The 12,644-nt window shown below is 64.4% G+C and carries 11 protein-coding genes; 1 reads left to right on the plus strand and 10 read right to left on the minus strand.

What is annotated here, in order from left to right; translation table 11 throughout:
- Positions 1-196: 196 nt before the first annotated feature.
- The 3 genes from DNX69_RS03675 to DNX69_RS03685 form a co-directional block, all read right to left on the minus strand.
- Positions 197-3,586 (minus strand): PAS domain S-box protein, encoded by a 3,390-nt coding sequence (locus tag DNX69_RS03675; protein ID WP_234826831.1) that lies wholly within the window; start codon positions 3,584-3,586, stop codon positions 197-199.
- 98 nt (positions 3,587-3,684) lie between these two features.
- A complete protein-coding gene (locus DNX69_RS03680; RefSeq protein WP_110784645.1) occupies positions 3,685-4,536 on the minus strand; it encodes a response regulator in 852 nt (283 codons plus the stop codon).
- A gap of 22 nt (positions 4,537-4,558) precedes the next feature.
- Positions 4,559-5,254: a response regulator gene (locus DNX69_RS03685; RefSeq protein WP_110784646.1), complete on the minus strand. Its 696-nt coding sequence runs from the start codon at positions 5,252-5,254 to the stop codon at positions 4,559-4,561.
- 417 nt (positions 5,255-5,671) lie between these two features.
- On the opposite strand from DNX69_RS03685, the gene DNX69_RS03690 reads away from it, so the two are divergent.
- Positions 5,672-6,640 carry a LysR family transcriptional regulator gene (locus tag DNX69_RS03690; protein ID WP_110784647.1) on the plus strand — a complete coding sequence of 323 codons (969 nt, stop codon included), beginning with the start codon at positions 5,672-5,674 and terminating at the stop codon, positions 6,638-6,640.
- Positions 6,641-6,997: 357 nt separating this feature from the next.
- On the opposite strand, the gene hemA is transcribed toward DNX69_RS03690, so the two are convergent.
- Genes hemA through puhA form a run of 7 tightly spaced genes read right to left on the minus strand, consistent with a single transcriptional unit; the run spans position 6,998 to position 12,622 of the window.
- On the minus strand, positions 6,998-8,209 hold the full coding sequence (gene hemA, locus DNX69_RS03695; protein ID WP_110784648.1) for a 5-aminolevulinate synthase: 1,212 nt from the start codon (positions 8,207-8,209) through the stop codon (positions 6,998-7,000).
- The gene (gene puhE / locus DNX69_RS03700) at positions 8,206-9,267 is read right to left on the minus strand and encodes a putative photosynthetic complex assembly protein PuhE (protein WP_110784649.1); all 1,062 of its coding nucleotides are present in this window, start codon (positions 9,265-9,267) and stop codon (positions 8,206-8,208) included. The genes hemA and puhE overlap by 4 nt, the downstream gene beginning before the upstream one ends.
- Positions 9,268-9,280: 13 nt before the next feature.
- Positions 9,281-10,378 (minus strand): magnesium-protoporphyrin IX monomethyl ester (oxidative) cyclase, encoded by a 1,098-nt coding sequence (gene acsF / locus DNX69_RS03705; protein WP_110784650.1) that lies wholly within the window; start codon positions 10,376-10,378, stop codon positions 9,281-9,283.
- Entirely contained in the window at positions 10,375-10,674 is a 300-nt protein-coding gene (locus DNX69_RS03710) for a hypothetical protein (protein WP_011157110.1), read from the minus strand. Before DNX69_RS03710 ends, acsF begins: the two co-directional genes overlap by 4 nt.
- A 2-nt stretch (positions 10,675-10,676) precedes the next feature.
- Positions 10,677-11,183: a photosynthetic complex assembly protein PuhC gene (gene puhC / locus DNX69_RS03715; RefSeq protein WP_110784651.1), complete on the minus strand. Its 507-nt coding sequence runs from the start codon at positions 11,181-11,183 to the stop codon at positions 10,677-10,679.
- Between the two features lie 12 nt (positions 11,184-11,195).
- Complete coding sequence (gene puhB, locus DNX69_RS03720) at positions 11,196-11,858, minus strand: photosynthetic complex putative assembly protein PuhB (RefSeq protein WP_110784652.1); 663 nt, start codon at positions 11,856-11,858, stop codon at positions 11,196-11,198.
- Positions 11,855-12,622, minus strand: a complete 768-nt coding sequence (gene puhA / locus DNX69_RS03725; RefSeq protein ID WP_110784653.1) for a photosynthetic reaction center subunit H — start codon at positions 12,620-12,622, stop codon at positions 11,855-11,857. The genes puhB and puhA overlap by 4 nt, the downstream gene beginning before the upstream one ends.
- Between the last annotated feature and the right edge of the window lie 22 nt (positions 12,623-12,644).

Here is a 12,644-nt window from a genome sequence, read left to right on the forward strand (position 1 = left end):
GGCCGAGGCGGCGGGATGCGTAGGCACCTTGGCGAAGATGGAGGTGTGAGCGTCGTCGATGCGTGAACTCCGCCGCACCTCAGTGGTTGCGGAGCGAGTTTGATCACATCGGTTGTAATAAGAGAAATTTCATTATCTTCGACAATGCCAAAGTTTGTCTTATATCTGTCCTCGCGGAGGATATATCCCTTCCCGCTCAAGCGACTTTGGCAGCATCGGCTCCAATCTCGGGCGCCGCCTCCTTGATGGCCGCCTGAAGCGCCACGAACGCTTGCGGGACATCGGCACCGTGCAGACAGGCTTGCTCCAACCTGCGGCACGCGTCGGCCAGCCGGACAAAGCCGAGCTGACCGGCGATCGATACGGTCTTGTGAGCGACCCGTGCGAGCTCCTGCGTCGGATCGTCGCCCGGTGCGGCGCCGTCCGACGCGGGCGGCCATTGCGGCGGAATGCTGCCGAGCGCGCGGCGCAACTGATCGACGAACCCCGCGATCTCTGCATCGCCTGCGAACATCCGCAGCTCCTCGAGCACGGCCTGATCGCGCACCACGCCCTCGGGCTCGATCGGCCCAGGCTGTTGCGGCCCGGACTGCCTGCGGCACGGGCCGGGCTCGCCCCAGGTCGCGACGGCGGCCAGTAGCTCGGCACGATTGATCGGCTTGCCGATGTGACCGTCGATCCCGGCGGCGCGATAGCGTTCGACCTGTTCGGGCAACACGTTCGCCGTCAGCGCGACAATCGGCACGTTGTTGCATTCGCTGTTCAGCGCACGGATGCGCCGCGATGCTTCCATGCCGTCGATCTCGGCCATCTGCACGTCCATCAGAATGAGATCGTAGCAGCGCCCTGCCGCCGCCATGCTGATCGCCATGGCGCCGCTGTCGGCGAGATCGACCTCGTGGCCGGCACGGCTCAGCATCGCTTTGCAAAGATCGCGATTCATCTCGACGTCGTCGACCACCAGGATCCTCAGGCTGCGGCCGACCGCCACGGGCGCTTCGCTGCGTTCGATATCGAGCTCCGCGGCGATCGGCAGTTCGATCTGGAAGCCGAACGTGCTGCCCCTGCCGGGCTCGCTGTCGATACTCATTTCTCCGCCCATCGCCTGAACGATGCATTGCGAGATCGCGAGCCCGAGCCCGGTGCCGCCATATTTGCGAGAGATCGTCTCGTCCGCTTGGCTGAAGCGCTTGAACAATCCCTTCTGATCCTGTGCGGAGATGCCGATGCCGGTATCGCTGACAGCGATGGTGAGACGAACGCGATTCTCCGCAGCGGCTGCACAGGCGACGTGCAGTTCGACGGAGCCGGCGGTGGTGAATTTGACGGCGTTGTTGAGCAGATTCAACAACACCTGTCGCAACCGCGCGCCGTCGCCCATCAGCACCGCGGGCACAGCGGGCGCGTTCACCCGCAGCTCGAGCCCCTTCTCGTCGGCTTTCGGCTGGATGATCGACACGCTGTTGTCGATGAGTTCGTGAAGGTAGAGAGGCTTGCTCTCGAGCGACACGCCCATTGCCTCGATCTTGGAAAAATCCAGGATGTCGTCGATGATCACCCGCAGCGAGTCACTGGCCTCGAAGATCCGCTCGACTTGACGGCGCGTCGTCGGTGCCAGCGTCTCGTCTTCCAGCACCAGATCGGCGTAGCCGATGATGCCGTTGAGCGGGGTGCGGATCTCGTGGCTCATATTGGCGAGGAAATCGGCCTTGGCGGCGCCCGCCTGTTCGGCGCTCTCCCGCGCTGCCTTGAGCTCGTCCTCGTATTTGAGCTGCTCGGTGAGGTCGACCGCAATTCCCAGGATCCCGAGATTGACGCCGTCCTCGGATCGCAACCGACTGAGGGTCAGACGCACCGGAATTCGCGTACCGTCGCGGGCGATGAACGTCCAAACGCTGGTGTAAGGATCCTGATGCGCCAGTTGGGCTCCCACAACGCCGAAGCCCGCCTCGGGCTCGATGCCGTTGGCGCGAAGCTTTGCGGCGCGGACCGCAATCTCGTGTAGATCGTGAAACAGCGCCGGCGTCTGGATTCCGATCAGCTCAGAGGATTCGTAGCCCAGCATCCGCTCAGCCGCCGGATTGAACAACGAGATCTTGCCGTCGGTGTTGGTCACGATCACCGCATAGGCGGCGCGCTCCAGAATCGCCGTCTGCAGCGTCATCGTCTTCTTGAGCTGCGCCGTGCGCTCGGCAACCTGCAGCTCGAGCGAGGCGTTGAGACTGCGGATCTTTTTCTCGGCCGCCACCAGATCGGTGATGTTGCGCGCCGCGGTCGCGACGCCGAGCAACTTGCCGTTTTCGGAACGGATCGGCGAAACGCTGACGGCCACGTCGATCAAATCGCCATTGCGATTGTTACGCTTGGTCCGAAAATAGCTGACCGTATGTCCATCTCGAATATCGGCGAGAATCCGAGCTTCCTCGTCCCACAGATGTTTCGGGACGATCAGTTCGGTCGCCGGGTGGCCGATCGCTTCTTCCGCCGTGTAGCCGAACAACCGCTCCGCCGCCTTGTTCCAGTCAATCACCGTGCCGTCGATCGTCTTGGCGATAATGACATCGTTGGAGCCCTCGAAAATCGCCGCGAGCCGCGAGCGTTCGATATTCTGCTCGGCGCGACGGGCCTGATAGGACGTCTGCTGATCGAGCAGTGCCGTGAGCAGCAGGCCGATCGCCAGCGTCATGCCGAAGGTGAACCAGGGATTCGGCAGGTCCAACGCGTCGACGAACGGTGGCAACGCCCACAATTCGATGCGCCAGGTGCGTCCATATGTGACGATCGAGATTTCGCTCGTCGGCAGCGAGAGCGCCGCGTCCCGCGGCTGGCCGACGATGTGGAAAGGCGCTCCGCCGTCGTCCGCCACCGAGAAACCGAACTCGCCGTCGCCGCTGTGCAGGTCGGCCAGGATCGAGTAGATGTCGACCGCGGTGAAGGTCCAGCCGATCAGTGCCCGTCGCCGCTGCTCCTCGGTCGCAACCGGATCACCAGCGCGATAGACCGGCAACAGGATCAGAACCCCGCTGTCCATCCCGCTCATCGGGAGCAGTTCGATCGGCGCCGTCATTGTCGCCTCGCCGCTCGCAGCGGCCAGGTCCGCTGCGGTCCTGCGGTTCGTCTCCGAGGCAAGGTCGAGCCCGATCGCGGTGGCATTGCGATTGTGCGGTTCGAAAAAAGTCACCAGATAGCGGAGACCGTCGTGCGGAGCGAATTGGACCACCTTGTAGGTCGGCCGACCGTTGGCGCGAAGATGGGCGACGAACGCCGCCACGTCCTGCTGTGCAACGGGACGAACGAAGCCGAATCCTCGCACGCCGGGAAACTCGACCGAAAAGTTGCGCGCCTCGGCATATCGATGGAAGGCGTCGAAGCTGATCGTCTCGCCGCCGCCGGCGAGAACGGCGCCGCGCGCGGCCATCAGCCCGTAGCGATAGGTTTCGAGCTTCTCCTTGACGCGATCGGCGAAATTGAGAGCCAGCACATCGAATCGGCGCTCTGTGGTGTCGACGTTCGCGCGCGCAATCCAGTAGGCGGCGAGCGCGCTCAGCAGCGCGCTGACGACCGCTCCGATCACGATGTGGGTCAATCTCCGGCGCGCCGCCTGCGCACGCGCGCCTGCCGCCGGAGTCGACGGACGCCATATCGAATCGGACTTGGCAGAATGCATCCTGCAATCCAGTTCGGTCACGAGGGCATCGTCGCGCTCGGCTCGAACGCGCAGAAATTCTGAATCATCTGAAACAGTTCGGAGACGTCGAACGACTTCTTGAAGATTCCGACGGCGCCGGCGTGGCCCAACACCTCACGCGTCAGCGCCTCGGCGGACGCCTTGTCGAAGTCGCGTTCGCTGAGAACCAGCACCGGAATGTTCGCGGTCTCGGGGATCGAGCGCAGTCTGGTGATCAGGAACTCCGCGCCGCCTTGAGGCATGTAGTAGTCGGTCACGACGACGCTGGGGCTGCGCCGCACCGCCAGCCGCAACGCCCGTGCCGCATCCGGCGCATAGACGGTCTCGACCCCGAGCTTGTTCAACCGGCTCGCCAGGAACGTGCCGACCTGCTCGTCGTCGTCGACGATCAGCACGCGCGGCCGGTTCGGCACCAATTCGGGGTGGTCCGCCACGGCGTCGCTGTGCGCGGTGATCGCCACGGCCCGATGCGGGAAGATCTCGATCAGCGCCGCCTTGAGGTCGGCCCAAAACTCGGGGCCCTTGCGGGCGTAGAACAGCCCCATCGATTCGCAGCGCTCGATCGTGGTTTCGTCGGAGCTGCCGGTCACGATCAGAATGTCCAACGCCGGACCGCCTTGGTCGAGCAGATGAAACGACGCCGTCAGGCCGTCCAGCTTGGGCATGTTGACGTCGACGATCATCAGGTCCGGCGCGGTGCGGCGCGCCTTGAGCAGCATCTGCATGCCATTGCAGGCAGTGTCGACCGCGAAGCCCATTTTCTCGCAGCGGCTCGACAGCACCTTGACGACGGCGGGATCGTCGTCGGCGATCAGGATTCTCGGCCGCTTCTCGCTGGACGCATCCATGACGTTCTCCTCATCGGTTTCGTCACCGTTCCGTTCGTGCGACGTCGGTCTCCTGCCGAAGCAGATCCAGCAGCGCGTCGAGCAACGGCAGAAGCTGAGACGCAGATTCTCCCTCGCGCGTGACCCGTGTGATGTCCTTGTCGAGTTGCGCGGCGGCTTCGCTGATCGCGCTCAGGCCGTAGATTCCCGCGACGCCCGCCAGCTTGTGCACCACGTTGCGCAGCACCGGTGAAGCGGACCCAGCAGCCACCTCGGCGCGCATTGCCGTCAGGCTGGCCGCGTCGGCACGCAGACGCCCGTCGATTCCGACATCCGGCGGCGGCGATGGATCGAGCATCTCGGCTTCCGCCACATCGAGATATTCACGCACCCGGCTCGCCAGATCGCCGAGCCTGAACGGCTTGACGATGACGCCGACCGCGCCGCGCGACAGATATTCGACGAGATTGTCGGTTCCGCCCCGCGCGGTGGTGAACACCACGGGAATGTGAGCCGTGATCTCCGTGTCCCGAAGGCGCGCCAGGACAGCGAAGCCGTCCATCCCCGGCATCGAGACGTCGCTGAGAATCAGATCGGGCAACCAGTCGGCCGCCGCTGCGACACCTTCGTCGCCGCTGAGAACCCCTTTGGTTTCCAGCGACGGATCGCGCGACAACACCGACGCGACGATCTTCAACATCGCCGGATCGTCGTCGATTTGCAGGATACGATTCTTCACGCGAGCCCCCTCGCCGCTGAAATCACGCTCCCTGCGCGCCGTCGCCCATTGGGGCACACGGTTAGCAGATCCCAAAACTCTGCAATCATCACGCTAACAGAGCGTTATGATACAATCGAATCTATCAGCAATCCTGCGACACAGGCCGATTAGTTACTTGTTACTTTCAAATTCTATGATGCATTTCGCGCATTGCTACGTGCTGTTACGAGGAAGCCGGCGACGGCGAACGACATCCTCATGAGCGTTGTCATTCAAACCTGGTACAATCACGCAGACGCACGAAGGTGACGCACTGCGATCACCGCAGCGCACGCGCCGGAGGGAGGCCGCGGACGCGACGGCACGCGGCGTTGACGCCCGGTTCGAATTCAATAAAACTTCGCACACGATGGTTGCGGCGAAAGTTTTTGTTATATGAGTCGGCAGTTCCGGGCGGTCTCGATCCGCCAGTTGCGCGCGCTCGCGGCGCTGGCCGAAACCGGCAGCATGACGGCCGCGGCAGCCAAGCTCAACCTGACCCAGCCGGCGGTGACGCTGCAGCTCCGCAATCTGCAGGCACTCGCCGACCTGCCACTGATCCAGCGCAGCAGCGACGGCATGCGGCTGACCGATGCCGGGCTCGAGGTGCTGGCGCTCAGCGAGCGGATCGAGGCGGCGATTGCGGCTTGCGAGACATCGCTGGAGATGATCGCCGGCAAGACCGCGGGCCGGATTTCGATCGGCGCGGTGTCGACCGCGAAATACTTCGTGCCGTTCGCGATCTCCGGCTTCCTCAAGCGCCACCCGAAGATCGACGTACACCTGTCGATCGGCAATCGTCAGGAGATCGGCGCCGAGCTGCGCAACTACGAGCTCGACATCGCCATCATGGGGCGGCCACCGGTCGATCTCGAAGTCGACGTCCACCTGATCGGCGACCATCCGCACGTCATCATCGCGCCGACCGCACATCGGCTGGCGCGCAAGGACCACATCGATCCGCGCAAACTGGCGAGCGAGACCTTCGTCACCCGCGAGCCCGGCTCCGGCACCCGCAGCCTGATGGAGCAGTTCTTCGGCGGCGCCGGGATCAGTCCGGCGATCGGCATGGAGATGAGCAGCAACGAGACCATCAAGCAGGCGGTGATCGCCGGACTCGGCGTCGCCTTCATCTCGGCCCACACGGTGGCGACCGAGCTCGACGAGCGGCGGCTGGTGATCCTGGACGTCGAGGGCCTGCCGGTCGTGCGGCAATGGTTCGTGGTCAGCCGCAAGGACAAGGTGCTGCTGCCGCCGGCGCAGGCGATGCTCGACTTTCTCAAGGCGGAGGGACCGCATTTCCTGCCGCGCACCCATGGCCGAATGCGGCTGACCCGGCCCTCGCCCCGCGGCAAGCGCGGCTGAAGGGGGCGGGCAGTTCTGATCCGCTGAGCCCGGCCTTCCGCCGTCGAAAGATTTCCGAAGCTCGGCTATGCAGAAATGCTCCCTCACCTGGATTGCTGCGCAATCCGACCTCTCCCCGCCCTTCGCGGCGAGAGGTTGGGCCGTGCGCGAGACCGCGACTCTCGAGCGCCCGAGCCAGTGCGGGCTCGGGCGCCGACCGAAGCACAGCTCACTCCCGCTCCCCGCCCTTCGCGGCGAGAGGGCCGGGCTGAGGAGCGGACACCGCCGCAGCGCAGAGTCTGAAGCGCTGAGTCTGACAAAACAAAAGCGCGCGCCGTGAGGCGCGCGCCAGTCTTGCTCGGGTCGAACGGTTCGGGCTCAGGCGGCCTTGGCGAGGCCGACGCGTGCCCAGATTTCGGCGAGCGCCTGCACCAGATGCTCGATGTCGGCGTCGGAGTGCTGCGGCGACGGCGTGATCCGCAGCCGCTCGGTGCCGCGCGGCACGGTCGGATAGTTGATCGGCTGCACATAGATGCCGTAGCGGTTGATCAGCTCGTCGCTGATCTGCTTGCACAACACCGCGTCGCCGACCATCACCGGGACGATGTGGCTCGGATTGCGCATGTGGGCGACGCCGACCTGATCGAGCCGCATCCGCAGCCGGGCGACGCGATCCTGGTGGCGATCGCGCTCGGCCGAACTCGACCGCACATGACGAACGCTGGCCAGCGCACCGGCGGCAACCGCGGGCGGCAGCGAGGTCGAGAAGATGAAGCCCGAGGCAAAGCTGCGGACGAAATCGCACAACGCCGCCGAGCCGGTGATGTAGCCGCCGACGATGCCGAACGCTTTCGCCAGCGTGCCTTCGATCACGGTGAGACGATGGCTGAGGCCTTCGCGGTCGGCGATGCCGCCGCCGTTCGGGCCGTACAGGCCGACGCCGTGAACCTCGTCCAGATAGGTCATGGCGTTGTGCGCGTCGGCGACGTCGCAGATCTCGGCGATCGGCGCGATGTCGCCGTCCATCGAATACACCGACTCGAACGCCACCAGCTTCGGCGCGTGCGGATCGAGATCGGCCAGCTTGCGCTCGAGGTCGCGCGGATCATTGTGGGCGAAGATCCGGGTCTCGCTGCGGCTGTGGCGAATGCCTTCGATCATCGAGGCGTGGTTCAGCTCGTCCGACAGAATCACGCAGCCGGGCATCCGCGACGCCAGCGTCGACAGCGTTGCCCAGTTCGACACGTAACCCGAAGCGAACAGCAGGCCCGCCTCCTTGCCGTGCAGCGCCGCCAGCTCCTGCTCGAGCAGGACGTGATAATGGTTGGTGCCGGCGATGTTGCGGGTGCCGCCGGCGCCTGCACCGCAGGAGTCCAGCGCCTCGTGCATCGCCTTCAGCACGTCTGGGTGCTGGCCCATGCCGAGATAATCGTTCGAGCACCACACCGTGACTTCGTTGGTGCCTTCGGGCCGATGATGGGTCGCGCGCGGGAACGAGCCGGCATGGCGTTCCAGATCGGCAAACACCCGGTAACGACCCTCGCGATGGAGGCTTTCGATCTGCCGCTTGAAATAGGCTTCGTAGTTCATGACGTCCTCCCGTTGAGCGTCGCGGCGGGTTCTGCGACCCGTGCCGATGCCAGGCCGCTCCGTGGATGCTGCTCCAGGAACGTCTGGCGGAACTGATCTTCCAGCCGCTGCCGGGCGCACACCTGGCGCGCCTTCGGCTGCGCCTCTTCGGCGCGGGCGTTGGGGACGACGACAAGCTGCGGCGCCGCGGGACGCGTCTCGACCGTGGCCTGCGAATCAGCCGGCTGCGAAGAGCCCTGCGCGGACGCAGCAGCGATGGTGGCGGAGGGTTTCTGTTCCATGACGATGTTCTCCGGCGAGAAACCTGGACGAATGCCCCAGCTCCACAACGTGATGGCAGGCAGGGGCAGCAGCATGAACCAATGCTCGACGACACCGAGCGCAAACAGCGTCGACACCAGCGTCAGTCCGACCACTTCAAACGGCGTATCGGCGACTTCCACAATGCGCTGGATCATAACCACCAGCACTGCGGTCGCCAGCGTCACCGAAATCGGGAAAAACGCACTGACCGGCTTGCGTGCGAAATAGGTCTTCAGGAACTGAACGGCGTCCGGCATCAGCTCGTCATTGGTGACGGGTACGCCGAGGAACAGATTGATCTTGGCGCTCTGGCGCAGCACCCACAGCGCCGCATAGGTCCACAGCCCGACCTGATTCTCCGCGCCAAAGGTCACGGCCAGCACCACCGCGCCGCACGCCAGCAGGCAGATCTCGTGATACAGGATCGCCTGCAGCGCGTAGCTGAAGCGCACAAAGCCCTTGGCGCCGGGCGGACACGGCTCGGCCCGTGGGCCGGTGAGCCAGCCCGACAGGAACGCGATCTCCTGCGCGCCCCACAGGAAGATGATGCAGCTGAACGCCATGTAGGCCGCGCCGACGCTGACGTCGTGCGCGGTGACCGACAGGCCGCACAGCGCGATGGTGAGCATTCCCCCGGCGCACACCGCCCGCAGCAGTTCAGAGCGGCCGACGCTGCCGACCAGCAGCAGCACCGCACCGGTGGAGAACCACCAGACGAAGGCTGCGAAGATCGGCGGGCCGAGGTAGCTGACCATCACATCGTCCCCCTCACCACGCCGGACGCAAGCCGATGACGCGCGGCAGTTCGTTGTGCTTGGCCGGCAGCAGGAACAGCCGGCCGAACGCTAGCGCGGCGGAGGCGGCGTAGAACGGCCGCTTCAGCTTGCCGACGAAGCCCTCGCTGTGGCTCCGGTCGATCTTTTCCGCCACCACCCGCAGCCGCTCCAGATTCTTCAGGAAGCGCGGGTCGTCGAGATTGATCATCACCGGGAACACCTGCTTGGAGATCTCGGTGGTGACGCGGAACACCTGCATGCCGTACTCGGTGGCATCGACCCCGAGCGCCTCGTAGAACGCCGGCCGCATGTGGTCGCGGACGTACATCGTGGCGAACACCGCGAGCAGGAAGAACTTGATCCACAGCTTGTTGACGCCCGACAGCAGCGACGGATCGGCACGCATCAGAAGCGCGAACGCCTCGCCGTGGCGGAACTCGTCGTTGCACCAGCGCTCGAACCACTTGAAGATCGGGTGGAAGCGGCGCTCCGGATGGCGCTCCATCTGGCGATAGATCGTGATGTAGCGGGCGTAGCCGATCTTCTCCGACAGATAGGTCGCGTAGAAGATGAATTTCGGTCGGAAGTAGGTGTACTTCTTGACCTTGGTCAGGAACGACAAATCGACGCCGATGCCGTGATCCTTGAGGATCTCGTTGATGAAGCCGGCATGGCGAGCTTCGTCGCGGCTGAGCAGGCCGAACAATTCGCGGATCTCGGGATTCTTGATCCGCTTCTTGATCTCGGCGTAGAGCACGCAGCCGGAGAACTCGGCCGTCAGCGACGACACCAGAAAGTCCTTGAACTCCGCGCGCAGCTCCGGCGGCAGCTTGTCGAGATCGGCGTTGATGAACTCGTCGGTCTTCTTGAAGTGCGACTTGTTATAGTCGGCGCGCAGCTCGTTCATCATCGCGGTCCATTCGGCCCGCACCAGGCTGACGTCCAGCTTGTCCATCGCCGCGTAGTCGGTGGTGTAAAACCGCGGCGTCAGGATGGTGTCCTGCTTGGCGATGTTGAGACTGTCGACGCTGCCCTTGATGTCCGGTCGTGATCGCAGCGCGCCTTGAGCGCCGCCCTCCATTGGAATCATTGAACCCTCCCGGTCGAAAAGCTGACTTCGTACAGTTCGGTCAGTTCACGGTAGCCTTCGAACCGCGCACGGATCTTGTCGAGAAGACCGGCACGGACCACGGTTGCGGTGCGACGAACGACCAAACGTTCGCCGAAGTCGACGTGGGTCGGCGCATCATGAACCAGGACCTCGTCGCCGGGTCCGATTTCGATGTCGCCGTCGAGGACGACGTGCGCGTGCAGGGTCTCCGAGGTCTGTTCGATCTCGACCGTGCAGGGGACGTCGAAGCTCGTGCGTTTCCCTAGTCCGAACATGCTTATTTCGAAGCGCCTTTCTCGGTGAGGTTCTCGTTATTGGAGGTGGTTTGGTCGGTGCCGGTACCGGCAGGCATCAATTGCGAGAAGGCGCGGAGATTGTCGGCGCCGAACGCATTGAGGTCGATCACTTTGTCGGTGACCGGATCGGTCAGCGTGTACTGACCGTTGACGTAGCGGGCGAGCTTGAACGACGGCTGCGAGCCGACGCCGGCTTTCTGGCGCTCGCGCGCCAGACCGTGCAGCACCACGCGTACGAAGCCGGACTGGCCCGGCTGCAGCGATTTGAGCAGGCTGCGATCGGAGGTGCGATACACCAGCACTGCCCCGTCGGGACTGTCTTCGAAATTCAGGTCGAGGCTTTCGACCATCGCCGGAGGGGTCATTCGGGAATGACCGACCCCGGTCAGGCGTGCAGTCGCCGCCACGGCAATCGTGAAAAACACGACCGCCGCAGCCGCGATCAAAACACCCTTCGGAACACTGAGATTGTGCGCGGCCTCGCTCATCTCGATCTCCGATTAGGCTATTGCCGTTGCGGTGGAACTCGGCAGCGGTCCGTCTTCTGAGCCGCTGTTGGTGGATTTTACGATCGCCAGCGCAGAGCTCTCGGTCTGCGCCTTCACCGCTTCCGTCAGCTTGGCAGCGACGGCTTCGACGTCCGGGACCGAATTGAGCATCGGCTCCGGAGTGTTGATGTACCAGGGCCGCACATGCGGCCACAGCAGCACGTAGGATGCGCGCTTGTCGTCGATGATCCGCAACGGGATATCGCCGCTGCCGTCGCGATTACGGCGGAGGTCGGCGTTGGCGATCCTGGTCAACGGGATGTTGATCGTGATCGGCAGCGCCACGCCCATCTGGAGCAGAACGCGCTTTGAGGTGATGGTGTAGCAACTCGCCCGGCGGAACAGCCAGACGAGCAGAGCGAGCAGGCCGAGGCCGACCGCCGCCGGGATCAGAAGCATCGACGCGGACGTCAATGCTTCCGCCGGCGACTGGCCGTTCGACCAGTGCGACCAGGCCTTCCACACGATCAGCAGAGCGAAATAAATCGCCACGGCCCGCATGTGGAAGGACCGGATGGCCAACCCCTTGTAGGTCGGCTTCCCCTGCCAGATGACGCGCTCTCCCTCCGGCAAGGGCGATGGAAGCTCACGAAACTGGCTGGGGGTGTCCGTCATACCAGCGACTCCGAACGCAGCGGCGTGGCGTAGAGCGTGCCGGCGCCGTAGTACGCGCAGATCTTGTCTTCTTCGAGCTTGGTGACCTGGTCGCCCTTCGCGATGGTCGGGACGCCGGCGAACTGATCGCCGCGGATCGCGTCGACCGACACCTTGCCGAACGGATCGTTGATCAGCGCGAACGGCACCGGGAGCAGCACGCGCTTACGGGTCTTGGCGACCTCGACCTCGAGGTAGCGGGCGATCACTTCGGCGCGGTCGACCCAAACTTCGGTCACCGTACCACCGACCACACCGTCGCAGCCGACGACCGGCATACCGACCGGGTTCGGGTCACGCGGGTCGAGGAACATGCCCTTCGCGGCGCGCAGCGGCGCGATGATCGGCAGGTTGTCGAGGCCGAGTTCCGGCACGTCGGCACGCTGAGCGTAGGAGCCGGGGCCGACGCCATCGGCGAACGGATTGCCGGTCGGAACGAACGGCGCACCGGGCCACGGCGCGGACGGAGCGAGCGCCACGTTCGGGCGGTCGTTGCTGGTCGACGGCACGGTCTTGGTCGCGCCACCACGCAGCAGGTAGGTCTTCGGATCCGGCGGCGCAGGCACGCCGACCTTCGCCAGACGAGTGCCACTGCCCGCATCAGCGACCAGCGGATAGCCCTCGCGCTTGTCTTCCCGGCGGAGATAGAACAGCAAGCCGGCGAAGAAGATCCAAAATACGTACAGGGTAACCTGTGCTAAGTCCAAATACGCTCCGGGTTGCATGGAACAGACCCCTTCCTCTTAG

It is taken from the genome of Rhodopseudomonas palustris (genome assembly GCF_003226555.1).
Taxonomy (GTDB): Bacteria; Pseudomonadota; Alphaproteobacteria; order Rhizobiales; family Xanthobacteraceae; genus Rhodopseudomonas; species Rhodopseudomonas palustris_I.